This is a genomic window from Microbispora sp. H10949 (assembly GCF_014161435.1).
In the GTDB taxonomy this organism is placed as follows: Bacteria; Actinomycetota; Actinomycetes; order Streptosporangiales; family Streptosporangiaceae; genus Microbispora; species Microbispora triticiradicis.
This window is the reverse complement of the sequence record NZ_JABBWZ010000001.1, coordinates 665,405-691,031: the sequence shown is the minus strand read 5'-3', so window position 1 is coordinate 691,031 and position 25,627 is coordinate 665,405. Positions and strand designations below refer to the sequence as shown.

Below are 25,627 nucleotides of genomic sequence, written 5' to 3'. Positions count from 1 at the left end.
TGGAAATATCCGGCCTTGTAGTGTGCCCCCCATGGCGGTCTTCTCCGTACTTGGAGCGCTTCAAGCCATCGGCGAAGACGGGCCGATCGAGTTCGGCGGCCCTCGTCAGCGCTCGGTGCTCGGGCGCCTTCTGGTCGCCCGGGGCCAGGTCGTGCCCGTCGGGCGGCTGATCAGCGACCTGTGGCGGGACCAGCCGCCTCCGGGCGCCGCCGGTTCCATCCAGACGTACGTCTCCCACCTGCGCCGGGCCCTGGAGCCGCGGCGGACGATCCGCACGCCCGCCAGGCTCCTGGTGACCGTGCCCCCGGGGTACGCCCTGCGCGCCGAGCACGTGGACGCCTGGCGGTTCGAGGACCTGGTGCGGCAGGGCAGCCGGCGGCTGCTCGACGGTGACGCCGCCGCCGCGGTCGCCGTGCTGGAGGAGGCGCTCGCCCTGTGGAAGGGCCCGGCGTACCTGGAGTTCGCGTCGGCGGACTGGGCGCTCAACGAGATCGCCCGGCTCGACGAGCTTCGGGCGACGGCCGTCGAGCAGCGGGCCTCGGCGGTGATGGCGCTCGGCACGCCCGGCTCGGTGATCGCGGATCTGCGCGCCCACCTCGCCGAGCACCCGCTGCGTGAGGAGGGCTGGCGGCTGCTCGCCACCGCGCTCTACCGGCAGGGCAGGCAGGGCGACGCGCTCGCCGCGCTCCGCGAGGCCCGCCGCATGCTCGTGGCGGAGCTCGGCGTCGATCCCGGTCCCGCGCTGCGCCGCCTGGAGGCCGGCATCCTCGCCCATTCCCCCGAGCTGGACCTGCCCGGCCCGGCTCGTACGGCCGGCTGGGACGACCAGTCGGCACGCCCCCGTCTCGCGCGCGACCTACCCGTGGGCGACATCCCCGTCCGCGGCATCGCGACGCGCGAGACCGGGCCGCGTGTCACCCCCGCCGAGCCCGGTGCGGCGGCGGTGCCGCCGGCGACGTCCACGGAACCGCCCGGAGCGGCCTCCGCGGCGGCGGCGCCGCGAGCGGTCCCCACGGTGGCCGATGGAGCGGTTCTCCTGGAGATCTCCACAGCGGGCCCCGCGACGGCTCTCACGGCGGTGCCCGGAGGCGGGGAGGGCCGCGTCCGGCTCTTCGGGCGGCGGAGCGAGCTGTCGCTTCTGCTGGACCGGTCCGAGGGCGTCGCGCTCGTCAGCGGCGAGGCGGGCATGGGTAAGACCGCGCTCGTCGAGGAGGCCGCCGCCGTCCGGGCGGGGCAGGGCGCGCGGGTCGCGATCGGGCGCTGCCCGGCGACCCGGGGCGCGCCGCCCGGCTGGGCCTGGACCGAGATCCTCCGTACGCTCACGACGGCCGTGCCGTTCGAGACGGCCGGGAGCGTGCGGGCCGGGAGCGTGCGGGGCGAGGGGTTCCACGGGCGGCGGGCGGTCGCGGCCCACCTGCGCGCCGCGGCCGCCGAGGCGCCGATCATGCTCGTCGTCGAGGATCTGCACCGGGCCGACCGCGAGACGCTGGACACCCTCGTGGAGGTCGTCGCGGAGACGGCCGGCGCGGCCGTCACCGTCGTCTGCACCTTCAGGCAGGAGGAGGCGGGCCGGCTGGCCGGGACGATGGCGGCGCTCGCCCGGCGCGAACCGCTCCGGATCGCCCTGCGCGGCCTGCGGCCCGGCGCCGCCGCCGGCCTCGTAACCGCCGTCGCCGGCGTGCCGGTCACCCGCCCGGCCCTGACCGCGGTCGCCGCGCGGACCGGGGGCAACCCCTTCTTCCTCCGGGAGACCGCGCGCCTGATCGCGGCCGAGGGCGAGGCGGCGGCCCTGACGACCGTTCCCGCCGGAGTTCGCGACGTGCTCGCGGCGCGCCTCGCCGTCCTGCCCGCCCGGGTGCGCACGGTGCTGGGCGAGGCGGCGGTGCTCGACGCCGAGGTCCCGGGGGCCCACGCCAGGGGCGTGGACCTCGACGTGCTCGCGGCCGTCCACGGCGGCGGTGAGGACGCTGTGATTGACGCGGCCGAGGCGGCGCTCCTGGCCGGGCTGCTGGTCGAACCCGGCGGTGGCGGGCTTCGCTTCGCCAGCCCGGTCCTCCGCGACACCGTGTACGGCGCGATGCCGCGGCTGCGCCGCGCCCGTACGCACGCCCGGGTGGCGGCGGTGCTCGAACGGCTGCGCCCGGACGAGGCGGCGGCGCTCGCGCACCACCACGCGCTGGGCGGCGATCCGGTGCGGGCGGCGCGGTACGCCCTGACCGCCGCCGAGCGGGCCGACCTCCGCTACGCGCGGCGGGAGAGCGGGCTCACGCGGGGCCAGGGGGCGCGGCCCGCCAGAGACTACGCCTCGGTGGCCCGTGACCGGCTGCGGGAGACGCAGAGCCCGCCGACGGGTGCAAGCCTTCTTTAAGCGGCTTGCAAGTGCGCCCTGCCATTGTTGTCCCAGGCGCCCAGAAGGGGTTCGGGGCGCCTCATAGGGAGACCGGCGCTCCGGGAGGGGTTCGCGGCGCACCGGCAACTCTCGTGGGGGATCCGTAAGCGGTGCGGGGCTTTCACCTTCCGAGGTGGAAGCCCCGTATCGGTTACGCAAAGTGATTACCCGCTTCCGGTCCGGGGAAGGACAACCTCCGGCAACGCGCCCGAGCGGCGGGGAGGCGGACATGCGGATCGTCCACGCGGCAGTCGCGGGCCTCCTGGCCCTCGCCGCCGGGCCCAGCGTCGCGACGTACACCACCGTGCGGGCCACCGGCGATTCTCCTCGGACGACCGGCGGCCTCGCCACGGACAGTGCGGGCGCGCGAGCCACGTCGGACGCGGGTGCGACCGGGGACGCCCGTGCCACTCAGGACGCCCTTGCCATCCGGGACGCGGGCGCGCCGGCGACCCGGGGCACGGGCGTGCGGGCCACGCGGGACGCCATGGCGGCGCGGAGCACGGGGCGTCTGAGGGGCGTGCTGGGGACGATGCGGGATCTTCCCGAGGGCTTCTTCAGCCACGCGCGGGCGCCCTGGCGGGCGCCGTTCCGCCCCCGCGCGAGCGCCTGCCGCACCCTCTTCGACGCCGCGGCGGGCAGGCCTCCGCGTGACGGCCTCGGTGGCGCCGCCGCCGTGACCGCCGCCACGTACGACGGGCCGCACCTCGGCGAACTGGCCGGCGTCGGGCTCGCCGTCTACGACGGGAACGAGGCGGCCCAGCACCTCGACGTGCTGCGCGCCGCCCTGATCCGCTGCGCGACCGCCGACGCGGGCACGCCGTACGACCGCCTGAAGGCCTCGCCGGTACCGCTGCCGGGCATCGGCGGTCCCGACGCCGCCGCCCGCGGGCTGACGGGCAGGGCCGGCGGCTACCCCTACCGCATGCACCTGGTCGTCGCCCGCTCCGGCCACACGCTGATCACGCTCGTGCACGCGGGGCTGACCCCGCCCGACCCGGCCCGTACGGCCGAACTGGCCCGGTTGCTCGTCCGGGAGGTCGGTACGCTTGACGGGTGACAGAGACGCTGGACCCCGAGGACACCAAAATCATCACGCTGGCCAGGTCGGCGCGGGCACGCGCGGGCGTTCCGGAGGGCGCCGCGGTGCGTGACGAGACGGGCCGCACGTACGCCGCGACGACGGTGACGCTGCCCTCGCTCCGCCTCTCGGCCCTCCAGGTGGCCGTGGCCATGGCCGTGTCCAGCGGCGCGAAGTCGCTGGAGGCGGCGGCGATCGTCAGCGAGGCCGACGAACCCGGCGAGCAGGACGTCTCCGTCGTCGAGGACATGGGCAACGGCACGCTGTTCCTGGCCGCCCCGGACGGCTCGCTGAAGGGCCGGTACATCTGACGTGAACGCCGAACCCAGCGGTTTCCGCGCGGGCTTCGCCTGCTTCGTCGGCCGGCCCAACGTCGGCAAGTCGACGCTGATGAACGCACTGGTCGGCACCAAGGTGGCGATCACGTCGTCGAAGCCGCAGACCACGCGGCGGGCCATCCGCGGCATCGTCCACCGGCCGGACGCCCAGCTGGTGATCGTCGACACCCCCGGCTTCCACCGTCCGCGCACCCTGCTGGGTGAGCGGCTCGACAGCCTGGTGCTGTCCACGCTCACCGAGGTCGACGTCATCGGGTTCTGCGTCCCGGCCAACGAGGCCATCGGCAAGGGCGACCGGTTCATCGTCGAGAAGCTCGCCGCGGTCAAGAAGACCCCGGTCGTGGCCGTCGTGACCAAGTGCGACCTCGCCACCCGCGAGCAGATCGCGCACCAGCTTCTCGCGGTGTCCGCGCTGGCCGAGTTCGCCGAGATCGTCCCGGTGTCCGGGCAGAGCGGCGAGCAGCTCGGCGTCCTCGCCGACGTGCTGATCGAGCGGCTGCCCGAGTCGCCCCCGCTGTACGCCGGCGGCGAGCTGACCGACGAGCCGGAGCAGGTGCTCGTCGCCGAGCTGATCCGCGAGGCGGCGCTGGAGGGCGTGCGGGACGAGCTGCCCCACTCGATCGCGGTCATGGTGGAGGAGATGAACCCCCGGGAGGGCCGCGACGACCTGCTCGACGTGTACGCCCACATGTTCGTCGAGCGGCAGTCCCAGAAGGCGATCGTCATCGGCCCGGGCGGCGCCCGGCTCAAGGACGTGGGCACCCGTGCCCGGCAGCAGATCGAGGCCCTGCTCGGCACCCGGGTCTACCTCGACCTCCGGGTGAAGGTGGCCAAGGAGTGGCAGCGCGACCCCAAGCAGCTGCGCCGGCTCGGCTTCTACGACTGATCCCGCCGCCCGCGTGCGGTGGCTGGCGGCATGGTCGGCGGCGTGGTCAGCGGCGGCGGAGCAGCGCGGCGCAGGCCAGCACGGCCAGCGCGACGGAGGCCAGCAGGCCGGCGAACCAGCCGTACTGGACCGTCGGGTGCACCCGGAGCAGTCCGGAGACCTGGAAGTCGAGCCGGCTCACCAGGTCGCGCGGATCGGCGAGGAACATCGCCAGCGCGAACGCCGCGACCGCGCCCGGCAGGATCGCCAGCCCGGTGAAAAGCCAGTTACGCATCGCGCCGAGGACGCCGAGGAGCATCGCGGCGATCCCGGCGCCCAGGACCACCCACCCGGGGCCCTCGTCGACGCCGCGTACGGCGGTGAGCGACGCGTCGATCACGCCGAACTCGGCCGTGAGCCCGGCCCACGGGAGCAGTGCGGCGACGGCCAGCACGAATCCCGCGGCGATCACTCCGGCGGCCCGCAGGGCGCCGGCGACGCTCGTGCGGTGCGGTCGGGGGGTGGAATGCGGCGTGGGTTCCGGCACGATCACCAGGCTACGGCCCGGCGCCGCCCGATGCGGAGATCGGGTGCGGTCCCGGGCGGAGATTCGGCGGGGACGAGGTGGCCGGGGGCGCGCTTCAGCTGTGGGCAGGTCCATGGGCACGGTTCAGCTGTGGGCGCGTTCAGCCGGTCGCGTGTGACGCGGCGGCGTCCTCGCCGTGTTCGAGCCGCCGCCTGAGCTGCACCGCGTCCGCGCCCAGAGCGGAGACCAGCACGCCGGGACCGGCGAGCGGGAGCGCGGCCCAGCCTTCTCCGACCACCGCCCGCCGCTCCCGCTTGTCCCCGGCCGAGGGCCGCCACGCGGGGCCCGCGACCAGGGTGGAGCCGACGCACCGGGCGTCTCCGTAGACGGCCGGGCTGCCGTCCACGGTCTCCTCGCCGATCACGAGGTTCTGCCGGAGCAGGGGACGTCCGGCGACGGTGGCGTCGAACCTCGCGTGGCAGCGGCCCGGCCGCTCCCCGTGCCGCCCGAACACGATCTCCTCGCGCCACAGGACGGTCGCGTCCTCCGCCAGCGAGAGCCGTACGACGAGGCGGTGGGAGCACCCGGCGGCGAGCACCGTCGGCTCGGGGGAGAAGCGCAGTGTCGCGCCGGCCCCCACCCGCGCCCGCACCAGCATGACCGAGGGGGCCTCCGCGAGGCCCGGCAGCACCAGCGTGGCGGCCACCGAGCACACCTCCAGCGACGTGCCCGGCGCGACGTCCACGCCGAGATCGAGGTGGTCGCCCCGCAGGGGACCGGCGCCCGTCGAGACCAGATGCACCCGGCGCGGGCCGGTCCTGCGCAGGGTCAGCGGCGGGTCCGACCGCAGGGTCTCCAGCCGGGTGCCGCCGCCGTCGGCCATGCTCGTCCTGATCAGCGCCCGCGCGGTGACCGCCGCCGCCGTGCTCACGGCGCGGTGACGGGACGCGACTGCTGCTCCCCGTGCTCCTTCCGCTCCGGCGCGACGTCGTCCGCGGCGACCCCGTCGACGGATATCCCGTCTGCGGCGCCTCCATCGGGGGAGACGTCTTCCGGGACACGCCGCGCGGAGGAACCGTGCGCGGAGAGGCCGTGGTGGTGGGCGACGCCGTGGTCGTGACGCCAGACATCGACCATGTCGGTCACCCACTGCGCGACCATGTGCGCGCTCCTGTCCTCCCTGATCGAGGTGAACAGCACCGGCCTGCCCTCCCGTACGGCCGCCGCGTCGCGGGACATCACGGTCAGGTCGGCGCCGACCATCGGCGCGAGGTCGGTCTTGTTGATCACCAGCAGGTCGGCCGTCGTCACCCCCGGCCCGCCCTTGCGCGGCACCTTGTCGCCGCCCGACACGTCCAGCACGAAGATCTGCCGGTCGGCCAGGCCGCGGCTGAAGGTCGCGGTGAGGTTGTCGCCGCCGCTTTCGACGATCACCAGGTCGAGCGGCCCGAACCGCTCCTCCAGCGTCTCGACCGCGTCGATGTTGGCCGCGATGTCGTCGCGGATCGCGGTGTGGGGGCAGCAGCCGGTCTGCACCGCCTGGATCCGCTCGGGGTCGATCACCCCCGTCCGGCGCAGGAAGTCGGCGTCCTCGGTGGTGTAGATGTCGTTGGTCACGACCCCGAGCCGCAGGGAGGGCCCGAGGCTGCGGCACAACGCCGCCACCAGGGCCGTCTTGCCGCTGCCGACCGGGCCGCCGATGCCGAGGCGGAGCGCCCGCCCGTCCGGCTCGGCCGCGTCGTGGAGGTCGTCGTGGTAGGCGCCCATGATCTGGACCCTTCTGCTCGTGAGCCGCGGCGTGGGTCGCGGCCCGGTCGGCGACGTCGGGGGACGTCTCGGGAGGTGTCAGGAGACGAAGAGCTTCATCGGGTTGGCCAGGTGTCCTTCGGCGAGGAGGTCGAGGGCCGGCGCGCTGTGCCCGGGCAGCCCCGCCCAGCCTCCTCGCCATCCCGTCTGGGCGGATCCGGGCGCGTCGCCCGGCGGAGGACCGGCGCTGCCAGGCGAGGCGTCCATGCCCGCCGGGCCGCTCGGAGCCGGGCCGCTCAGAGCCGGGCCCGCCGGTGTCGTGTCGTCGAGTGCCGCGTCCGTGAGTGCCGGGTCCGTGAGGGTTGTGTCAGTGAGCGTCGTGTCCGTCAGGACCGTGTCCATGAGGGACGCGCAGGCGGCGTGGGCCGCGTCGTTGAGCGCCGGCGCGAGGTCGGCGAGCAGCCGGTGGACGGTGACCGGATCGAGGCCGAGGAGCCGCACCGCGGCCGTGGCCGGGCCCGTCACCGAGGTGTAGGCGGCGGCCAGCGCGGCCTGCTGGGGCTCGCAGCCCGCGGACGCCGCGGCGGCGCCCAGCGCGATCGGGTGATGCGGACCTTCCGGGATGGCCCGCGCCAGCGTCTCCAGGGCCGGCGACGGCCACAACCGGCGGGCGGTGCGCAGCAGGAGCCGCCCTTGGGTCCGTGCGGCCTCCCGCTGGGCGGGCGACGCGGTCCGCGCGTCGGCCTCGTCGTCCAGCCGCCGCCACAGCCGCCGGCGGAGGTCCTCCGCCGCCGCGACCTCGGACGCCGCCGCACCCGGCCCGCCGTTGCCGCCCGTCCGCCACGACGCGTCCATGGCGTACGGCCGGACGGGCGGGGCCGGCGAACCGGCCGCGGCCGTCCCGCCGGCCCTCCCGACGACATCCGGTTCGCCGGCCGCGAGTTCGCAGGCGGCGGCGGACAGGGCCGCGGTCACGAGGCCGGCGGTGGCGAGCCTGCCGCGCAGGAACCGCGCGAGGTCGTCGACGTCGGTGACCGTGCCGAGCCGCACGGCCTCCTCCACCCCGCCCGAATGGGCGTGCCCGCCCGCGGGCAGCCGGGAGTCGGCCAGCAGCAGCAGTGCCGCCGGGTCTCCGCGCATGCCGTCCATCGCACCTCTCAGAAGAGGAAGTAGCGCTGCGCCATCGGCAGCGTCTCGGCCGGGGCGGGCTCGATGAGCTCGCCGTCCACGTGTACGGCGAACGTGTCGGGGTCCACCCGGATGTCCGGCAGGGCGTCGTTGAGGGGCATCGCGTCCTTGCGCCGGGAGCGGACGTCGGCCACCGGGGCCAGCCGCCTGCGGACGGCCAGCCGGTCGGCGAGGCCGTCCTCCAGCGCGAGCGGCGCGACGAAGTGCAGCGACGTCGCCGCGGCGGTGGCCGGGGCCGCGCCGAACATCGGGCGGGGCAGCACCGGCTGCGGCGTCGGGATCGACGCGTTCGCGTCGCCCATCTGCGCGTACGCGATGACCCCGCCCTTGATCACGAGATCGGGCTTGACCCCGAAGAAGGCCGGGCTCCACAGGACGAGGTCCGCGAGCTTGCCGGGCTCGACCGAGCCGATCTCCGCGTCGAGCCCGTGGGCGACGGCCGGATTGATCGTGTACTTCGCGACGTACCGGCGGGCGCGCAGGTTGTCGGCCGGGCCGTCGCCGGGCAGCGCGCCCCGGCGGCGCTTCATCACGTGCGCCGTCTGCCAGGTGCGGATGACCGTCTCGCCCACGCGCCCCATCGCCTGCGAGTCCGAGCCGATCATCGAGATCGCGCCGATGTCGTGCAGCACGTCCTCGGCCGCCATCGTCGACGGCCGGATCCGCGACTCGGCGAAGGCCAGGTCCTCCGGGATGGAGGGATTGAGGTGGTGGCACACCATGAGCATGTCCAGGTGCTCGTGGTGGGTGTTGACCGTGTGCGGCCGGGTCGGGTTCGTGGACGACGGCAGCACGTTGGCGTGGGAGGCCACCGTGATGATGTCCGGCGCGTGCCCGCCCCCGGCGCCCTCGGTGTGGTAGGCGTGGATCCCGCGGCCGGCGATGGCGCCCAGGGTCGACTCCACGAACCCCGCCTCGTTCAGGGTGTCGGTGTGGATGGCGACCTGCACGCCCGTCGCGTCGCACACCCGCAGGCACGCGTCGATGGCGGCGGGGGTGGTGCCCCAGTCCTCGTGCAGCTTGAAGCCCGACGCGCCGGCCCTGAGCTGTTCGAGCAGCCCCTCCTCGCTGACCGTGTTGCCCTTGCCGAGCAGGGCCACGTTGACCGGGTAGGCGTCCAGGGACTCCAGCATCCGGCCGAGGTACCAGGCGCCGGTCACGGTGGTGGCCTTGGTGCCCTCGGCGGGCCCGGTGCCGCCGCCGACGATCGTGGTGACGCCCGAGGCGAGCGCCTCGTCGAGGATCTGCGGGCAGATCAGGTGGACGTGCGAGTCGACCGCGCCCGCGGTGACGATCTTGCCGTTCGCCGCGAGGATCTCGGTGGACGGCCCGATGACCAGATCGGGGTGGACGCCGTCCATCGTGTCGGGGTTGCCGGCCTTGCCGATGGCGACGATGCGGCCGTCGCGCACGCCGATGTCGGCCTTGACGACCCCCCAGTGGTCCAGGATCACCGCGCCGGTGATGACGAGGTCGGCCGCGCCCTCGGCTCTGGTGGCGCGCGCCTGTCCCATCGACTCGCGGATGACCTTGCCGCCGCCGAACACGGCCTCGTCGCCGGCCCCGGCGGGCCCCATCGAGAGGTCCTCGGTCACCTCGACGTACAGGTCGGTGTCGGCCAGTCGCACCCGGTCGCCGGTGGTCGGCCCGTACAGCGCGGCGTAGCGGGAGCGCTCGATACTAGGCACCCGTCGTCCTTTCGGTACCCGTCGGTCTTCCGTCCAGGGGCCCGGCCCACTCGGGGCGCAGGCCGGGCACCACCCGCGCGCCCGCGAGCGGAACCAGCGTCACGTCGCGCTCCACGCCGGGCTCGAACCTGACGGCGGTGCCCGCCGGGATGTCGAGGCGGTGGCCCCAGGCCGCCTCCCGGTCGAACTCCAGACCAGGGTTGGCGGCGGCGAAGTGGTAGTGCGACCCGACCTGCACCGGCCGGTCCGCCGTGTTGACGACCCTCAGGGTGATCCGCTCCCTGCCGGGGTTCAGCGGCACGTCGCCCTCGCCGTACAGGATCTCGCCCGGCGCGCCCGCGCCGCTCGCCGAGCTCATGAGATCGGCTGGTGGACGGTGACGAGCTTGGTGCCGTCGGGAAAGGTGGCCTCGATCTGGACGGACTCCAGCATCTCGGGCACGCCGTCCATGACGTCCTCGCGCCGCAGCACCCTGCGGCCGGCGTCCATCAGGTCGGCGACGCTCCGGCCGTCCCGGGCGCCCTCCAGGAGGAAGGACGCGATGAGGGCCGTCGCCTCCGGATGGTTGAGGCGAAGGCCGCGCTCCTTGCGGTCGCGGGCCACGCCCGCGGCGACGTGGATGAGGAGCCGTTCCTGTTCGTGTGGAGTGAGCCGCATGGCGGGACGATAGGTACCCGCGGTTTCTCCCGCGTTACCCAGGCATTTCGTATGCGTATCCGGAAGGCGGTGAGGCTTCGCTAATGAGTTGTTAACCGTCGTGATTTCGACGGGAAATAGCGCGCGCTCACCTTTGCGGCAGACGGATCGGCGCGGGGGCCGTAGGCGGCAAGGAGAGGCACTTGCGTAACTCATTATGGCGTACCGGGGCGGTCATCGCTCTCTCGACGGTGACGCTCGCGGCATGCGCTGGACAATCTGGAAAAAGTGACACATCGGCCTCGTCCGGGGGCGGAAACACCATCAAGGTCGGCATCCTGCACTCCCTGAGCGGCACCATGGCCATCAGCGAGGTCACGGTCAGGGACGCCGAGCTGCTCGCCATCGACGAGATCAACGCGGCGGGCGGGGTGCTGGGCAAGAAACTGGAGCCCGTCGTGGAGGACGGCGCCTCCGACTGGCCGACGTTCGCGGAGAAGGCCACCAAGCTGATCGCGCAGGACAAGGTCGCCACCGTCTTCGGCGGCTGGACGTCGGCGAGCCGTAAGGCGATGCTCCCCGTCTTCGAGAAGCGCAAGGCGCTGCTGTGGTACCCGGTCCAGTACGAGGGACTGGAGAGCTCTCCCTACATCTTCTACACGGGAGCGACGACCAACCAGCAGATCGTCCCCGGGCTCGACTACCTGAAGGAGAAGGGCAAGAAGAAGCTCTTCCTCGTCGGCAGCGACTACGTCTTCCCGAGGACCGCGAACAAGATCATCAAGGCGTACGCCGCGGCGAACGGCATGGAGGTCCTCGGCGAGGAGTACACCCCGCTCGGGCACACCGAGTACAGCACGCTGGTCAACAAGATCACCGAGGCGAAGCCGGACGCGGTGTTCAACACCCTGAACGGCGACAGCAACGTCGCGTTCTTCAAGCAGCTCAAGAGCGCCGGGGTCAGCGCCGAGCAGATGCCGGTCATGTCGGTGTCGGTGGCCGAGGAGGAGGTCAAGGGCATCGGCGTCGACAACGTCGCCGGGCAGCTCGTGGCCTGGAACTACTACCAGACGACCGACACCCCGGCGAACCAGAAGTTCGTCGCCGCCTTCAAGGCCAAGTACGGCGCGGACAAGGTGACCTCCGACCCCATGGAGGCCGGATACAACGCCGTCTACCTGTGGGCCGAGGCCGCCAAGAAGGCCGGGAGCACCGACGTCGAGGCCGTGAAGAAGGCGGCCGGCGGCGTCTCGCTCGACCGCCCCGAGGGCAAGGTCACGATCGACGGCGACAACCAGCACGTGTACAAGACCGCGCGCATCGGCGTCGTCCAGCCGGACGGCCAGATCAAGGAGGTCTGGAACTCCGGTGAGCCGATCAAGCCGGACCCCTACCTCAAGACGTACTCCTGGGCCGGCGGCCTGGTCTGACCGCCGCCGATGACCGTACACAGCCGCGACCGGGGCGCGCCGCGCCCCGGCGCGGGACAACGTCGGGAGGTGACGTGGAAGGGGTGCTGAACCAGCTGCCGATCGGACTGTCGATCGGAGCGGTCCTGCTGCTCATCGCTCTCGGGCTGACCTTCACGTTCGGGCAGATGGGCGTGATCAACATGGCCCACGGAGAGTTCATCATGGCGGGGGCCTACACGGCCTACCTGCTGCAGGGCGTGGGATTCCTGGTCGCCCTGCCGGCGGCCTTCGTGGTCGCCGGGCTCATGGGCCTGGTGCTGGAGCGCACGCTGATCCGGCGCTTCTACGGCCGCCCGCTGGACACGCTGCTGCTCACCTGGGGAGTCAGCCTGATGCTCCAGCAACTGGCCCGGGACCTGTTCGGGGCGCCCAACGTGCAGGTCGTCTCACCGGCCTGGCTGCGCGGGGGCCTCGGCATCCTGCCGTACAACCGGCTGTTCATCATGGCCCTCGCCGTGCTGTCGGTGCTCGCCATCTGGGCGTACATGCACAAGACCGGCCAGGGGCGGCGGATGCGGGCGGTGATGCAGAACCGCAGGCTCGCGGCCACCAGCGGCATCGACACCGGGCGCGTCGACCAGCGGACGTTCTTCATCGGCTCCGGCCTGGCCGGGGTCGCGGGGGTCGCCCTCACGCTGATCGGCCCGGTCGGGCCGACGCTCGGCACGTACTACATCGTCGACGCGTTCCTGGTGGTCGTGGCGGGCGGTCTCGGGCAGTTGCGCGGCGCGGTGCTGGCCGCGATCGGCCTCGGTCTGCTGAACTCCTACGCCGAGTTCTGGAGCGACGCCAGCCTGGCCAAGGTGATCGTGTTCGTGGCGATCATCGGGTTCCTGCAGATCCGGCCGCAGGGGCTGTTCTTCGTCCGATCGCGGGCGCTGACGTGACGGCCGTCGAGGCGCCCGCCGAGGCGCCGCCCGTCGTACGGCGGGAGCCGCGCCGGTGGCAGGGCCCGGCGGCCTTCGCGGCGGTGGCGCTGCTCGCCCTGGTCGTGGCGCCCCTGCTGCTGGAGCCGTTCCGGCTCGGCCTGCTGGCCAAGTATCTGTGCTACGCGATCGTGGCGCTGGGCATCGGCCTCGCGTGGGGGCAGGGCGGCATGCTGACGCTCGGGCAGGGGGTGTTCTTCGGCCTCGGCGGCTACGCGATGGGCATGTATCTCAAGCTCCACGACGCGGGCGGGGACCTGCCCGACTTCATGGTCTGGAGCGGGGTGGAGAAGCTCCCGGCGCTGTGGACACCGTTCGGCAACCCGGTGTTCGCGCTCGCCATGGCCGTCGCGGTGCCCGTCGTGGTCGCGCTGCTGCTCGGCGCGCTGGTGTTCCGCCAGCGCGTGCGCGGGGCGTACTTCGCGATCCTCACCCAGGCGCTGGCCGCGGCCCTGGTGATCCTGCTGGTGGGGCAGCAGGGACTGACCGGCGGCACGAACGGGCTGACCAACTTCTTCGACTTCTTCGGTCAGGACCTCGCCGCCGACGAGACGCAGCGGGGGCTCTACCTGACGGTGGCGGTCGTGCTCGGGGTGCTCTACCTGGGCGCCCGGCAGCTCGTCCGCAGCCGGTTCGGGCGACTGCTGCTGGCGGTCAGGGACGGCGAGGACCGGGTGCGCTTCCTCGGGTACAACCCGGCCACCGTGAAGACGCTGACCTTCGCCGTCTCGGCGGGCATGGCCGGCATCGCGGGAGCGCTGTTCGTGCCGGTGGTCGGGATCATCTCGCCGGCGCTGCTGGGGGTCGTCCCCTCGCTGGAACTCGTCGTCGGGGTGGCCGTCGGCGGCCGCTTCGCCCTCGCGGGCGCGCTGCTCGGCGCGGTCGTCATGGGCTACGCCCGGACGTACTTCAGCGAGGAGCTTCCGGCCGCCTGGCTGTACCTGCAGGGAGCCCTGTTCGTCCTCGTCATGACGCTCGCGCCCCGGGGCATCGCCGGCCTGGCCGCCGGGCTCGTCCGCAGGAGAAGGGAGGCCGGGACGTGAGCGAGGCCCCGGCGGAGACCACGTCTCCGGAGACGGCGTTACTTGAGATCAGAGGGCTGCAGGTCGCGTTCGGCGGCTTCCGGGCCATCGACGGCGTGGACCTGATGGTCGGGCGCGGCGAGCTGCGGTTCCTCATCGGGCCGAACGGCGCGGGCAAGACCACGCTCATCGACGTGATCACCGGCCTCACCAGGCCCACCGCGGGATCGGTGCGGTTCGAGGGCCGGGATCTCGCGGGCCGCAGGGAGCACGAGATCGTCCGGCTCGGCGTGGGCCGCACCTTCCAGACCTCCGTGGTCTTCGAGGAGCTCACGGTGCTGGAGAACCTCGACCTCGCCGCGTCGTTCCGCCGTCCCCTGTGGTCGCTGCTGCGCCGCGGGCGCGGGGTGTCGGAGGAGGTCGCGGCGGCGCTGGAGACGATCGGCCTGACCACGCTGGCGCGCAGCAGGGCCGGGGTGCTGTCCCACGGGCAGCGGCAGTGGCTGGAGATCGGCATGCTGATCGTCCAGCGGCCCCGGCTGCTGCTGCTCGACGAGCCGGTCGCGGGCATGGCGTCCGACGAGCGCGAGCGCACCGGCGAACTGCTCACCGAGATCGCCCGCGACCACACCGTGATCGTGGTCGAGCACGACATGGACTTCCTGCGCCGGTACGCCTCCCAGGTGACCGTCCTGCACGAGGGCAAGGTGCTGATGGAGGGTTCGGTGGACGAGGTGCGGGCCGATCCGCACGTGCAGGAGATCTACTTGGGACGCGCGCGGGAAGGTGCCGAGGATGCTGTCCGTTGAGGGACTCGAAGCGGGGTACGGCCGGGCCCGGGTGCTCTTCGGAGTCTCGCTGGAGGTGCCACCCGGCCGCCTCGTCTGCGTGATGGGCCGCAACGGGGTCGGTAAGACCACCCTGCTCAACACCGTCATGGGCGTGCTCCCCGCGACCGGCGGGAAGGTGACGTTCGAGGGCAGGGACGTCACCCGCCTGCGCCCCGACCAGCGCGTACGGCTCGGCATGGGCTACGTGCCGCAGGGACACGAGACGTTCGCGCAGCTCAGCGTGATGGACAACCTGCTGGTCACGCTGGAGGCGTCCGCGCACCGCGACCAGGCCGCCGTGGAGGAGGCCCTGGAGGTCTTCCCCCGGCTGAAGCCGCTGCTCAAACGGCCGGCGGGCTTCCTGTCCGGCGGCCAGCAGCAGCAGCTCGCGATGGCCCGCGCCCTGGTCACCCGGCCGAAGCTGCTGATCCTGGACGAGCCGACCGAGGGCATCCAGCCCTCGATCATCCTGGAGATCGAGGAGGCGGTCGAGCGTCTGCACGCGACCGGGCTCGCGATCCTGCTGGTGGAGCAGTATCTGGACCTCGCGCTGCGGCTGGCCGACGCCTTCCTGATCCTCGACGCGGGGCGGGTCGTACGGTCCGGCGCGGCGCGGGACCTGCAGGACGAGGAGGTCCACCGCCTACTCTCGGTCTGACACCTGCTCGTGATCGATGCCCACGCCCCCGCGCGGTCCGGAGGTGGCTGCCGTCAGCGGCGGGGATGCGGCCGGAACGCGGAGAACACCGGCGGCTCGTGCCGGCGCCATGTGAACGATGCTCCGACTTCTGCACCTAGCCGTCCCGCCGAACCGCCGGATCTCCGGCGTCCAGAACGTCTGGACCCGGTCCGCCGTGCTGGTGGAGGCGCCGGTGAAGGTCGCGAGCGTGGTGGAGATGGGTACGTGCCGCCGTGTGGTCACCCATGGTCTGCGCCAAATGGGCGAGTTCCGTGTGCGCGTCGGCTTGTCCTTGGACGTGCCTGATCTGCGAGGCGAGGGTGAGGGCGGTGGTGGCGTGCTCGTGGGCGGTCGCCGACAGGCCCAGCCCGCGGTGGACGACGGCCAGGTTGTAGTGGGCGTCGGCCTGGTTCATGAGGTCTCCCAGTTCCTGGAACAGGGAGAGGGCATGGTCCAGGTGAGCTCGCGCGTCGTGGTGCCGGCTCAGGTGCTCGTCCAGCATGCCGAGTTGCCGGTGGCAGATGCCGATGCCACGGCGCTGCCCCACCTGCTCGAACAGCTTCATCGCCCGGGTCAGATGTTCGCGGGCGGTGACGTAGCCGCCTTCCAGCCGGTCGAGGATGCCGAGGTTGGCGTGGGCGAATGCCAGCTCGACGAGGTCGTCGCCCGAGGAGGCCATTTCGAAGGAGAACGTCGCGTGGGCTCGGGCCTGGGCGAGGTCGCCGAGCCACTTGTTGACGTTGCAGAGCTCGTGGTGGATCCCCGCTTGACCGGCTCGGCTGCCGGCCCGCTCGTAAAGCGCGAGCGCGGCCTGGAAGCGCGCGAGCGCCGCCTGGTAGTTGCTGGTGCGCATATCCACCAGGCCGAGATTCTGGTGCATGGCCGCCTGGCCGAGGGGGTCGCCGGTGTACAGGGTCAGGCTCAGCGCCTGGCTGTTCAATTCGATGATCTCGGTGTAGAAGCCGCGCAGCCGCTGGTAGCACTCCAGCTCGTAGATCAGCCGCCATGCCTGGGGGGAGCGGGCGGACAGGCACCGGCGGGCCACAGCGAGTAGGTCCGCGTGATGCCGATCGAGCCATCGCAGTGCGGCGACGTCGGACTCATGCCGGAGAAGTGGCATCAGGTCACGTCTGTCGGCCTCTGTATCGGTGAAGAGCAGGCTGGAGTCGACCATCAGAACCGCGGCGCCGATCGCGCTTCTCGCGTACCGGAAGAGTCGTTCGTCGGCGGCGGCCAGGTGCCGGGAGCTGTCGCGCTTGTCCGATTCGATCAGCGCGGCGGCGCGTACGGCGTCGTGCATGCGGTAGCCGCCACTGGTCCGGTTGTCCGGGATGAGCAGACCGCGCTGATAGAGGGTGGCCAGCAGCGTGGTGGCCTTGTCGATTCGCTTGCTCGCGAGGACGGCGGCGACGGGCGCGGTGATCAGCGAGCCGGGGTAGTGGGCGACGCGGCGCAGCACGAGACGGGCGGGTTTGGGCAGGGCCCCAAGAGAGCGGGCGAACGCCGCGGCCGTCTCGTCACCGATCGTTTCCGCAGGAGAGGCGGGGATGCGCTGGGCGGGGTTGGCCGCTTTCAGGTCGCTCATCTGCCGGACCGCGAGTGGGAGCCGGAAGGTGGCGGCGATCGCGGCGACCGCCTGGGGGTCGTTCAGCCCGGCACGGCGCAGGATGGCGCCGGCCAGGCCGGCCGCCTGGGCGCGGGTGAACGGTGCCAAGGTGACGCTCTGGTCGGGGTCGAGGCCGATCAGCACGTGACGGGTGGTGACCAGGACCGCCGCTTCTTCCGCTGCGGGCAGCAGGGGGCGGATCTGCTCGGCGGAATCGGCGTCGTCCAGGACGATCAGCATCCTCTTGCCCACGGTGGCGGCACGCCACGCGCGGCTGAGTGCGTTCACAGTGGTGGCGTTCGGATCGGGCGGTACGTTGAGGGCGTTGAGCAGGGTGCGCAACGCTTCGGTGCCGGTCATCTGGGACTCGGCCGCGGCGTACGTGCGCAGGCCCAGCCAGAACGATCCGTCGGGGTAGCGCGCCGTCAGCGCACGGGTGGCGCGGATGGCCAGTTCGGTCTTCCCAGTCCCGGGCATACCGCTGATCACCAGCATGAGAGGTCCGGCTCGGTTCTCCGTGGAGGCAGGCGCTGTCAGCCGGCGCAGTTCCCTGCCGCGACCTGTGAAGACCCGGGTGCCGGACGGAGGCTGTAGCAGCGCACCAGCCTGCTGATCTTCCGCCCGCGGCGTCACCGGGTGCGGCGGGCCGCCGCGCGGAGGAGCGATCAGCGTGCCCGCACTCACCAGGCTGGTCATCAGAACCAGCCCGCCGAACAGCCACCAGTTCCACGTCATGGTGAGCAGATTGGTCAGTCCTCCAGCCGTCACGCCGGCCGTGGGACCCAACGCGACGATGACCAGGCGCCCCCGCCGCCGAGCCCATGATCCACACGTCATCGAATCACCTCGGCGCCGGTGCTGAGCCGTCCCTCGCGTTCGCCATGCTTCCAGCGTGCTGCCCCTCCCCGGAAGCGTCGCGCGGGGTATCGAACGTGTCACCTCACCGCATGGCAGGCGAAGTGACCGTCCCAGTCCCGTGGAAGGCCCTCGGCAGCGTCCCCGGAGGAATGAGACGCCTCATGGGACCTGAGCCTGAGAGTGTCTAAGCTGGAAGGGAGGAAGCGATCGCGCGTGTGAACGCCTTTGGCCGCGCCGCGGGCTCCGCACCCTTCAGGGTGGGGGCCGTACGGACCCGGCACTGCGCACGGCCCGACCGCTTCCTCCCGTCTTGCCCGGCCTTCGCTCAGACGGCGAGCTGCAGGCCGTTCCAGGTGTCGAAGACCGTGAAGCCGATCGCCTCGTTGATCGCCAGCATGTGCGGGTTCTCGACGGAGTTCCATGTGATCACACGCTCCGCCGAGGGTTCGCAGGCGCGCAGCCACATGAGGTTGGCGAGCTTGAGCACCAGACCGAGCCGCCGGCCGCGGTGCGCCTTGAGCACCGCCGTGGAGGACTGGCGGACCCATCCCTCCGGCTGCTCGGCGTCCATGACGAGCTGGGTGTATCCCGCCGGGTCTCCACCGCTCAGGTGGCGGGCGATCACGGTGTAGGTCCGCTGGCCCGCCCGGGAGAGCATCTCGTCGCGGGCCCGCACACGCTCCGCGTTCCACCGCTGGTCCTCCATCGCGAGGTCGCCGAGCGGCTCGTCGTTCATGCCCTCGTTCAGCCGCGCCATGTCGTCGAGCAGGTCGGCGGGGGTCGGCCCGGCCCACCGTTCGAGCGAGTATCCCGTGGCGTGCCGTACGGCGCGGGCCCGCAGGAGTTCGAGGCCGGACCAGTCCGCCGTGGGCAGGTCGAGCACCAGCCGGGTCTCGGTGGTGGCGCGGGAGAAACCGCGGGCGTCGGCGAAGGCCGAGCCCGGGCCGTCCGCGGGGGCCTCGCCGACCAGCACGCTCCGGCCCTCCGCGTGAGCCCGCGCGGAGGCGTGGTCGAGCAGCGCTCCGCCGATGCCCTCGCGTCGGCGGCCGGGATGGGTCATCACCTGGAGCAGGGCGAGGTGGGTGTTGTCGTGCGCCGGCAGGCGGAGGATGAGGCCGCCCACCACCTCAGCACCGTCACGCGCCACCCAGGTCTCCGTACGCTCTCCGGAGGACCCGCTCGCGGCGCTCGCGGCGAAGTGCCGCCACGACATGGCCGGGCCGGGCCGGGCGCAGACCCGGGCGATCTCGTACAGGCCGCCCAGACCTGCCGGGCCGTCCTTCGGGCCGATCTCGTGCTCCGCGGCGGCGACGCGCTCGATGTGCATGCCGACAGGAAACCGCACCGCCTTTTCGCGGCGCGAACCATTTTGTCGTGGCGAGGTGGCGGGGCGGTTGCGGCGCGGGGGCGCGGCTTCCGGCGTGGCCGGGCAGGTTCCGGCCCGACGGAGCGGCGTGGGTCCGTGGCGCCGGAGCGGACCCTTACTGCAGGTAGTTCTCCACCTCGCTGACGGGGCGGGGAGCGGCGTTGTCGGGGTCCTCGCCCATCTCGCGCCGGGCCCGGCGCTGCCGGAGCAGGTCCCAGCAGCGGTCGAGCTGCTCCTCCAGCGAGGCGATCCTGGCGTGTTCCTCCTCCGAGGTCAGCTCACCCGCGACGAGCCGTTCGCGCAGCGAGTGCTCCTCCTCGACGAGGTCCTTGATCTGCCCCAGGATCTGGTTGTCCTCCATCTGACCCCTCCTTCGTCCACGGCACACCCTAACCCGCCCCCGCTCCGTGGCCCGTCTCGCCATCTGATCGCTTGTCTCGTCCCGCCGAGGCGTCTGCTAGTCTGCTTGACATGCTGCGCGGACTTCTTCTTCTTATCCGCCGCGGCGAGGGCCTGTAAGAGGCCGGCTCCCTCGCCGCGGTGGCGAGAGTCATGCGCGTCGGCCGCCCTGGTTCATCCCTCGGCGCCCCCTTACCCATCGTGACGACGTGATCGTCGTGTGCACACGGGCAGAAGACGGGGCCGCCGCGCGTCCGACGAGGAGCATCATGAGCAACGAACAGCAGCCCAGCCCCATGCCCTTCCATCGCTACACGCCGTACGAGCCCGTACGGCTGACCGACCGCACCTGGCCCGACAAGGTCATCACCAAGGCGCCGCGGTGGTGCGCGGTCGACCTGCGCGACGGCAACCAGGCGCTGATCGACCCGATGGACGCCGACCGCAAGCTGAAGATGTTCGACCTGCTGGTACGCATGGGCTACAAGGAGATCGAGGTCGGCTTCCCGGCGGCGTCGCAGACCGACTTCGACTTCGTCCGCCAGATCATCGAAGAGGACCGGATCCCCTCCGACGTGGTGATCCAGGTGCTGACGCAGGCCAGGCCCGAACTGATCGAGCGGACCTTCGAGTCGCTGCGCGGCGCCCGCCAGGCGATCGTCCACCTGTACAACTCCACCTCCACGCTGCAGCGCCGGGTCGTCTTCGGCCAGGACAGGGACGGCATCACCGCGATCGCGGTCGAGGGCGCCAAGCTGTGCAAGAAGCTGGCGGCCGCGATGGAGGGCACCGAGATCTACTTCCAGTACTCGCCGGAGTCCTTCACCGGCACCGAGCTGGAGTACGCCGTCGAGGTCTGCAACGCCGTCAACGACGTGTGGCAGCCCACGCCCGACCGCAAGGTGATCCTGAACCTGCCGGCGACGGTCGAGATGGCCACCCCCAACGTGTACGCCGACCAGATCGAGTGGATGCACCGCCACCTGGCCTACCGCGACTCGGTCGTGCTGTCGCTGCACCCGCACAACGACCGCGGCACCGCGGTGGCCGCCGCCGAGCTGGGCTACATGGCCGGCGCCGACCGCATCGAGGGCTGCCTGTTCGGCAACGGCGAGCGGACCGGCAACGTCTGCCTGGTCACGCTGGGGATGAACATGTTCTCCCAGGGCATCGACCCCGAGATCGACTTCTCCGACATGGACGAGCTGCGGCGGGTCGTCGAGCACTGCAACCAGCTGCCCGTGCACCCGCGCCACCCCTGGGGCGGCGAGCTGGTCTACACCGCCTTCTCCGGCTCCCACCAGGACGCCATCAAGAAGGGCTTCGACCACCTGGAGCGCGACGCGGCGGCGGCCGGGGTGCCGGTCGACCAGTTCACCTGGGCCGTGCCGTACCTGCCGATCGACCCCAAGGACATCGGCCGCTCGTACGAGGCGGTCATCCGGGTCAACAGCCAGTCGGGCAAGGGCGGCGTCGCCTACATCATGAAGGCCGACCACCAGCTCGACCTGCCGCGACGCCTGCAGATCGAGTTCTCCCGCGTCATCCAGGCCCGTACGGACGCCGAGGGCGGCGAGGTCACCGCCGCCGAGATATGGGAGCGGTTCTCCGACGAGTACCTGCCCAACCCGGCCAGCCCCTGGGGCCGCATCGGCCTGCTGGCCCACCGGCACACCTCCGCCGTGGACGACAAGGACGCGATCAACGCCGACGTGCGGATCGACGGCCAGATCCGGGAGATCGAGGGCGTCGGCAACGGCCCCATCTCGGCCTTCTGCGACGCGCTGGAGAGCGTGGGAGTGCGGGTGCGCGTCCTCGACTACACCGAGCACGCGATGAGCGCGGGCGCCGACGCCAAGGCCGCGTCGTACGTGGAGTGCGAGGTCGGCGACGCCAACGGCACGCAGGTCCTGTGGGGCGTCGGCATCGACGCCAACACGACGACCGCCTCTCTCAAGGCCATCATCTCCGCCGTCAACCGCGCCACCCGCTGAAGACGGCCGGACAGCGCCCGTAGATCTTCTCTGATCCACGGGTGCTCCCCAAGACCGGGCGCGACCGGCACGATCTGCCGGCGCGCCGGGGCGTAGGGACGGCATCCCGGTCCCGACGTCGAATCCTCGACCGCGCACACCGCGAACCCCGCGGCAGCGCGGTCGAGTCGTTTCCAGCCCCGCCCGGGATTCCGTCTGGGCGGATAGCGCCCCGGCGTCCTCGGGGCAGTTCACCGCCGCACAGGTGCTTGTTGAGCGGTCTCTCGACTGGTTCGTGGCTTACGACTAGCGATCGCTCGCAGCGGCCCGAGGGAGCAGGCTTCCCCACCGCCGCTCCCCGGTGTGGACAGGGCCGGCTCCAAATAAGGCCCGATTTCACGGTGGCGTACCCGGCTGTCCACATCGCTTCATTCGGCGCGTACAGCTCGGCCTCGTGAAGCAGTTCGCGGCGGTGTGCCTCAGCGGCATCGGTGGGTCAGGTGCTCCAGGAACTCCTGACCGGTCGCGTCGGGCAGTCCGTAGGCCGCGGCGTAGGGTGCCACGGCTGCGGCGAGGTCGTCGACGACTCCGTGAGCGGCTCCTCGCCGGTCCGTCTGGAGTTCGGGGGCGAGCTGGAGCCATGCGGCCCGCAGTTCCTCCAGTTCCGGGCGGGAAGCACCGGCCACCCGGTAGACGCCGTGGGCCACGTGTTCGAGAACCCCGGCCCGGACCAGGCGGCTGAGGTCACGGCGGTGCGCGCCCCGGCAGGTCGCCTGCCGGGCTGTGAACGACGCGGAGCGGGGGCCGCGTCGAGTGGGGGAACGTGTGAGAGGCGGCGCCCCCGTCGTTTATGTGCCGCCTCTCACGTTCTTCAGCGCCGAGGGCGCGTCACTTCCGGTAGTTCCTGCCGGGGGCCTCACCAGGGATCGGCCGGGCGATGAGGGCGACAGGGATGAAGAAGCAGATCTGGCCGATTGCGATCGTGAGCGTCCAGAGGGCCTTCTCGTCGTACTGCGCGGCGGCCCTGGCGTACAGCTCGTCGGGCACGCGCTCCCCGGAGGGGTTCGGAGTGAGCACGGCCTCCACGAGCTCCAGCGCGATCCGTTCCGCGTCCGTGAAGTAGGGGGCGTCCCGCCAGGTCGCCACGGCGGTGATGCGCTCCTCGGTCTCCCCGGCCTTGCGGAGCTCGCCCGTCTGCCGGATGGTGTGGTAGGTGCTGCCGACGATCTGCCCGGCGCGGAGTTGCACCAGGGTGATGGTGGTCTGCGGGATCGAGCCGTTCCGGGTGGCCTTGAGCATGGCTCCGGCGAGCGCGGCCACCTCTTCCGGGAAGAACTGGACGGGGTCGGGCAGCCGCGACTGGAGACTGTCTTCCCTGGTTGCTGGGGGAGTGGTCGTCATGGGGTCATTCCTCCTGAGTTTCAGCGGTTCTACGGCCCAAGGGCCGGCGCGGGTTCCGTGCGTACGGCGTCCCGGTTGTCCGACGACGCGGCCGCCGGGAATGTGAGGCGACGCGCCGGCCTCACATTCCGCGCGGCCGTCTCGTCGTAGTGGTGAAGGCGGACGAGACCGAGGGGATCGGCGAGAACATGACCATCCAGTCCGAGCCGGCGGACGGCCCGATCGACCCGGGTCTGAGCGCGATCGTGAGCGAGCGGCGTCAGCTGATCAATCTCGCGTACCGGCTCCTCGGCTCCCTGGCGGAGGCGGAGGACGTCGTGCAGGAGACGTACGCCCGCTGGTACGCCATGTCCCCCTCGCGGAGGGAGGCCGTCGAGTCCCCGGGCGCCTGGCTGACGAAGGTGGCCGGTCGCATCTGCCTCGACCTGCTGGGCTCGGCGCGGGTCCGGCGCGAGCGGTACGTCGGCGAGTGGATCCCCGAACCGCTGCCCGACCGCGCGGAGTGGGCCGCCGGGCAGGAGGCCGACCCGGCCGACCGGGTCACTCTCGACGAGTCGGTCAGCATGGCCTTCCTCGTCGTGCTCGAATCGATGACCCCGGCCGAGCGCGTCGCGTTCGTCCTGCACGACGTCTTCTGCCACTCCTTCGCGGAGGTGGCCGAGATCGTCGGCCGTACGCCGGGGGCGTGCCGCCAGCTGGCCTCCTCGGCGCGCCGCCGCGTCCGCGCGTCGCGTCCCGCGGCGGCTCCGACGGCCCGGCAGGCCGGGGTCGTCAGGAACTTCAAGCAGGCATGGGAGACCGGGGACATCGACGCCCTCATCGGCCTGCTCGACCCCGCCGCCACCGTGATCGCCGACGGCGGCGGGGTGGTCGACGCCCTGCTGTTCCCGCTCGAAGGCGCCGAGGAGGTCGCGCGCTACGCCGTCGCCCTGATCGGCAAGGCCGGCGGCCTGACGCTCCTGGAGCGTACGGTCAACGGCCAGCCGGGCCTGGTCGGGCAGCGAGACGGCGTCACGGAGGTCGTGATGGCCTTCGACGTCGTGGACGATCGGGTCCGGCACGTCTGGGCGGTCCGCAACCCCGAGAAGCTCCACCCGTGGCGAGAGGAGTCACAGCGCTGACGGCCCCTGAACCCCGCGGTCGTGCTGACTCGTGCCGCGAGGGGAGCCACAGCGCTGATGGGTAACGGAACGCGCGGCCGTGCCGACTCGTCTCGCCACCGCGTCCACGTGACCGATGGCGGCGCTTACTCAGCCTTCTCGTCGCGTTCCGCGTCGCCCCCGCGCAGGCGGAGGGCTCGCTCCGCGATCCCGCTGGAGAGCTTGCCGGTCACCGACCTGGCCCGGTCGAGGGTCTCGTTGCCGAGGTTCCTGGCGGCGTCGACGCCCTCCGCTCCTGTTTCGAGCACCTTGTCCCTCACCTCCACGGCCGCGTCCACCCATCGTCTCGCTTCCAGCGACTGCCGGCTGCGCTCAATGCCGAGCCGCCCATGGAAGTCAATAACGGCGATCGCGACATGGTTGCTCGAATGCACCACAGCTTGGGAAGTGGTCGGGTGCAGCAACACCTTCACGTTGGCCGTGCCGGCGGCCGCGTCCATGCGGGCTATCAGACGCTCGGTGCTCCGCGAGATGATTTCCAGCCGCTTCCGCCGCGCGGCCCGAATCCCGAGGCGATGCTGGTCCAGCTCCTCCGGAGACGTGTCCAGCACCCGGTCGAGTTCGAGCACGGCGATCGCGTCCTGCAGCTGCAAGCAGCGAGCCAGAACGGCGAGCCACTCCTGAACCGTGACCTCGGCCTCCTGGGACGTCCTAGCGAGATCACCGATCTTGGTTTGCTGCTCCATCTTCTTCGCGAGTCCATCGAGTTGCCGCAAGGCGTACCCCTGGGTGCTTGCGATCGTCGTCGGCGTGGCCTGCACCTTCGACCACGTGACCTCGGAGACCCGGCCCACCTGGTCCCGGATGGTCATGGCCTCCTCGATCACGAGGTCCGCTCCGATCATCGCCGCCAGCGCAGCGTCCTTCCGGGCGCGGAGGACGTCGTCGACCTTCTCGTCGATCTTGGCGAGATAGTCGGTGATCTCGTCCATCGTCTGCCGCATCGCGAGCTGCGCCATTAGCCCAGCGGCACCGGCCAGTAGCGCCGGGTTGGTCAGACGCGCCCCCTTCGCGAATTCGACGAACCCTTTGATCTGGCCTTTGTTTCCCTTCAGCACACCTGTGCTGAGTCCTGTCTTCGAGCTTTCCCTAAGCCCGTACTTGTCGACAAGCTGCGCGGACTCCTTGGTCAGCTTCACCCAGCGCCCTGAGTCGGCGGCAATCCTGGAACCCGCCTGTGCGGCTCCGGACCCGGCACGGAGAACGGATCCGAGTTTCGGCAGTCCGAGGTCCTTCGACGGCAGCCCTTCGGAGACGAGGAAGCGTTCGACAGCCGACGGATCCCCGATGACCGCCAGGCCGTCGCCGTCGCTGATCAGCTGAATCTCGTCGTCCATCGTCGGCTCCTGAAGGGGGCAGGGGATAAAACGGTAAATTGCCTACGGGTCATATAAGTATCAGAAGTAAACCTGCGTCTCATCCATGCGTCCTCTTTTCGGTTGTCCCACCCGAGTGGAGGAGTGGTTTTGCGCGTTCGT

23 protein-coding genes and 1 pseudogene are annotated in these 25,627 nt (G+C 71.9%); 11 read left to right on the top strand and 13 right to left on the bottom strand.

Going from position 1 to position 25,627, the window contains the following annotated elements; translation table 11 throughout:
• The first annotated feature begins 31 nt into the window (after positions 1–31).
• The 4 genes from HHX40_RS03085 to era all read left to right on the top strand — a co-directional run bounded on the left by HHX40_RS03085 (position 32) and on the right by era (position 4,694).
• Positions 32–2,368, top strand: coding sequence for a BTAD domain-containing putative transcriptional regulator (locus tag HHX40_RS03085; protein WP_182879314.1), 2,337 nt, complete (start codon positions 32–34; stop codon positions 2,366–2,368).
• A 250-nt stretch (positions 2,369–2,618) separates the two neighbouring features.
• The gene (locus tag HHX40_RS03080) at positions 2,619–3,449 is read left to right on the top strand and encodes a hypothetical protein (protein ID WP_182879313.1); all 831 of its coding nucleotides are present in this window, start codon (positions 2,619–2,621) and stop codon (positions 3,447–3,449) included.
• Positions 3,446–3,781 carry a cytidine deaminase gene (locus HHX40_RS03075; RefSeq protein ID WP_182879312.1) on the top strand — a complete coding sequence of 112 codons (336 nt, stop codon included), beginning with the start codon at positions 3,446–3,448 and terminating at the stop codon, positions 3,779–3,781. The genes HHX40_RS03080 and HHX40_RS03075 overlap by 4 nt, the downstream gene beginning before the upstream one ends.
• Position 3,782: 1 nt before the next feature.
• On the top strand, positions 3,783–4,694 hold the full coding sequence (gene era / locus HHX40_RS03070; RefSeq protein ID WP_182879311.1) for a GTPase Era: 912 nt from the start codon (positions 3,783–3,785) through the stop codon (positions 4,692–4,694).
• A 46-nt stretch (positions 4,695–4,740) separates the two neighbouring features.
• Here era and HHX40_RS03065 read toward each other — a convergent pair whose 3' ends face one another.
• The 7 genes from HHX40_RS03065 to HHX40_RS03035 all read right to left on the bottom strand — a co-directional run bounded on the left by HHX40_RS03065 (position 4,741) and on the right by HHX40_RS03035 (position 10,478).
• Positions 4,741–5,220, bottom strand: a complete 480-nt coding sequence (locus HHX40_RS03065; RefSeq protein ID WP_182879310.1) for a hypothetical protein — start codon at positions 5,218–5,220, stop codon at positions 4,741–4,743.
• A 139-nt stretch (positions 5,221–5,359) separates the two neighbouring features.
• Positions 5,360–6,130 (bottom strand): urease accessory protein UreD, encoded by a 771-nt coding sequence (locus HHX40_RS03060; RefSeq protein WP_310737922.1) that lies wholly within the window; start codon positions 6,128–6,130, stop codon positions 5,360–5,362.
• Complete coding sequence (ureG, locus tag HHX40_RS03055) at positions 6,127–6,966, bottom strand: urease accessory protein UreG (protein ID WP_182879309.1); 840 nt, start codon at positions 6,964–6,966, stop codon at positions 6,127–6,129. Before ureG ends, HHX40_RS03060 begins: the two co-directional genes overlap by 4 nt.
• A gap of 78 nt (positions 6,967–7,044) precedes the next feature.
• The gene (locus tag HHX40_RS03050; RefSeq protein WP_259403206.1) at positions 7,045–8,094 is read right to left on the bottom strand and encodes an urease accessory protein UreF; all 1,050 of its coding nucleotides are present in this window, start codon (positions 8,092–8,094) and stop codon (positions 7,045–7,047) included.
• An 8-nt stretch (positions 8,095–8,102) separates the two neighbouring features.
• On the bottom strand, positions 8,103–9,821 hold the full coding sequence (locus HHX40_RS03045; RefSeq protein ID WP_182874736.1) for an urease subunit alpha: 1,719 nt from the start codon (positions 9,819–9,821) through the stop codon (positions 8,103–8,105).
• Positions 9,814–10,179, bottom strand: a complete 366-nt coding sequence (locus HHX40_RS03040; protein WP_182879308.1) for an urease subunit beta — start codon at positions 10,177–10,179, stop codon at positions 9,814–9,816. The genes HHX40_RS03045 and HHX40_RS03040 overlap by 8 nt, the downstream gene beginning before the upstream one ends.
• Positions 10,176–10,478, bottom strand: a complete 303-nt coding sequence (locus HHX40_RS03035; protein WP_111697191.1) for an urease subunit gamma — start codon at positions 10,476–10,478, stop codon at positions 10,176–10,178. The genes HHX40_RS03040 and HHX40_RS03035 overlap by 4 nt, the downstream gene beginning before the upstream one ends.
• A 215-nt stretch (positions 10,479–10,693) precedes the next feature.
• Between HHX40_RS03035 and urtA the strand changes: the two genes are divergently transcribed.
• The 5 genes from urtA (at position 10,694) to urtE (ending at position 15,365) form a co-directional block, all read left to right on the top strand.
• On the top strand, positions 10,694–11,887 hold the full coding sequence (urtA, locus tag HHX40_RS03030) for an urea ABC transporter substrate-binding protein (RefSeq protein WP_204288235.1): 1,194 nt from the start codon (positions 10,694–10,696) through the stop codon (positions 11,885–11,887).
• A 74-nt stretch (positions 11,888–11,961) separates the two neighbouring features.
• Positions 11,962–12,816 carry an urea ABC transporter permease subunit UrtB gene (urtB, locus tag HHX40_RS03025; protein ID WP_111697189.1) on the top strand — a complete coding sequence of 285 codons (855 nt, stop codon included), beginning with the start codon at positions 11,962–11,964 and terminating at the stop codon, positions 12,814–12,816.
• Complete coding sequence (gene urtC / locus HHX40_RS03020; protein WP_182879307.1) at positions 12,813–13,898, top strand: urea ABC transporter permease subunit UrtC; 1,086 nt, start codon at positions 12,813–12,815, stop codon at positions 13,896–13,898. The genes urtB and urtC overlap by 4 nt, the downstream gene beginning before the upstream one ends.
• A complete protein-coding gene (gene urtD / locus HHX40_RS03015) occupies positions 13,895–14,686 on the top strand; it encodes an urea ABC transporter ATP-binding protein UrtD (protein WP_182879306.1) in 792 nt (263 codons plus the stop codon). The genes urtC and urtD overlap by 4 nt, the downstream gene beginning before the upstream one ends.
• The gene (gene urtE / locus HHX40_RS03010; RefSeq protein ID WP_111697186.1) at positions 14,673–15,365 is read left to right on the top strand and encodes an urea ABC transporter ATP-binding subunit UrtE; all 693 of its coding nucleotides are present in this window, start codon (positions 14,673–14,675) and stop codon (positions 15,363–15,365) included. Before urtD ends, urtE begins: the two co-directional genes overlap by 14 nt.
• A 136-nt stretch (positions 15,366–15,501) precedes the next feature.
• Here the strand turns inward: urtE and HHX40_RS03005 are convergent, their stop codons facing one another.
• From HHX40_RS03005 to HHX40_RS02995, 3 genes are all read right to left on the bottom strand, one after another.
• Positions 15,502–17,760 carry a tetratricopeptide repeat protein gene (locus HHX40_RS03005; RefSeq protein WP_182879305.1) on the bottom strand — a complete coding sequence of 753 codons (2,259 nt, stop codon included), beginning with the start codon at positions 17,758–17,760 and terminating at the stop codon, positions 15,502–15,504.
• Positions 17,761–18,175: 415 nt separating this feature from the next.
• Positions 18,176–19,177 (bottom strand): GNAT family N-acetyltransferase, encoded by a 1,002-nt coding sequence (locus HHX40_RS03000; RefSeq protein WP_182879304.1) that lies wholly within the window; start codon positions 19,175–19,177, stop codon positions 18,176–18,178.
• Positions 19,178–19,331: 154 nt separating this feature from the next.
• The gene (locus HHX40_RS02995; protein ID WP_111697182.1) at positions 19,332–19,577 is read right to left on the bottom strand and encodes a DUF2630 family protein; all 246 of its coding nucleotides are present in this window, start codon (positions 19,575–19,577) and stop codon (positions 19,332–19,334) included.
• 307 nt (positions 19,578–19,884) lie between these two features.
• Here HHX40_RS02995 and leuA point away from each other — a divergent pair, with 307 nt between their 5' ends.
• Positions 19,885–21,609, top strand: coding sequence for a 2-isopropylmalate synthase (gene leuA, locus HHX40_RS02990; RefSeq protein WP_182879303.1), 1,725 nt, complete (start codon positions 19,885–19,887; stop codon positions 21,607–21,609).
• Between the two features lie 458 nt (positions 21,610–22,067).
• Here leuA and HHX40_RS02985 read toward each other — a convergent pair.
• Both HHX40_RS02985 and HHX40_RS02980 read right to left on the bottom strand, forming a co-directional pair.
• Positions 22,068–22,364 (bottom strand): annotated as a pseudogene (locus HHX40_RS02985) (type IV toxin-antitoxin system AbiEi family antitoxin domain-containing protein); the annotation flags it as partial.
• A gap of 112 nt (positions 22,365–22,476) precedes the next feature.
• Positions 22,477–22,989: a carboxymuconolactone decarboxylase family protein gene (locus tag HHX40_RS02980; protein ID WP_182879302.1), complete on the bottom strand. Its 513-nt coding sequence runs from the start codon at positions 22,987–22,989 to the stop codon at positions 22,477–22,479.
• 152 nt (positions 22,990–23,141) lie between these two features.
• On the opposite strand from HHX40_RS02980, the gene sigJ reads away from it, so the two are divergent.
• On the top strand, positions 23,142–24,110 hold the full coding sequence (sigJ, locus tag HHX40_RS02975; protein WP_310737921.1) for an RNA polymerase sigma factor SigJ: 969 nt from the start codon (positions 23,142–23,144) through the stop codon (positions 24,108–24,110).
• Between the two features lie 125 nt (positions 24,111–24,235).
• Here sigJ and HHX40_RS02970 read toward each other — a convergent pair whose 3' ends face one another.
• Positions 24,236–25,486, bottom strand: coding sequence for a hypothetical protein (locus HHX40_RS02970; protein WP_182879301.1), 1,251 nt, complete (start codon positions 25,484–25,486; stop codon positions 24,236–24,238).
• Between the last annotated feature and the right edge of the window lie 141 nt (positions 25,487–25,627).

Excerpts from the sequence above, each read along its gene's own strand:
- HHX40_RS02970 (WP_182879301.1), bottom strand. The coding sequence starts at position 25,486 with ATGGACGACGAGATTCAGCTGATCAGCGACGGCGACGGCCTGGCGGTC.
- HHX40_RS03080 (WP_182879313.1), top strand. The coding sequence starts at position 2,619 with ATGCGGATCGTCCACGCGGCAGTCGCGGGCCTCCTGGCCCTCGCCGCC.
- HHX40_RS03000 (WP_182879304.1), bottom strand. The coding sequence starts at position 19,177 with ATGCACATCGAGCGCGTCGCCGCCGCGGAGCACGAGATCGGCCCGAAG.
- ureG (WP_182879309.1), bottom strand. The coding sequence starts at position 6,966 with ATGGGCGCCTACCACGACGACCTCCACGACGCGGCCGAGCCGGACGGG.
- HHX40_RS02980 (WP_182879302.1), bottom strand. The coding sequence starts at position 22,989 with ATGACGACCACTCCCCCAGCAACCAGGGAAGACAGTCTCCAGTCGCGG.
- HHX40_RS03085 (WP_182879314.1), top strand. The coding sequence starts at position 32 with ATGGCGGTCTTCTCCGTACTTGGAGCGCTTCAAGCCATCGGCGAAGAC.
- leuA (WP_182879303.1), top strand. The coding sequence starts at position 19,885 with ATGAGCAACGAACAGCAGCCCAGCCCCATGCCCTTCCATCGCTACACG.
- HHX40_RS03035 (WP_111697191.1), bottom strand. The coding sequence starts at position 10,478 with ATGCGGCTCACTCCACACGAACAGGAACGGCTCCTCATCCACGTCGCC.
- urtE (WP_111697186.1), top strand. The coding sequence starts at position 14,673 with ATGCTGTCCGTTGAGGGACTCGAAGCGGGGTACGGCCGGGCCCGGGTG.
- HHX40_RS03050 (WP_259403206.1), bottom strand. The coding sequence starts at position 8,094 with ATGGACGGCATGCGCGGAGACCCGGCGGCACTGCTGCTGCTGGCCGAC.
- HHX40_RS03040 (WP_182879308.1), bottom strand. The coding sequence starts at position 10,179 with ATGAGCTCGGCGAGCGGCGCGGGCGCGCCGGGCGAGATCCTGTACGGC.
- HHX40_RS02995 (WP_111697182.1), bottom strand. The coding sequence starts at position 19,577 with ATGGAGGACAACCAGATCCTGGGGCAGATCAAGGACCTCGTCGAGGAG.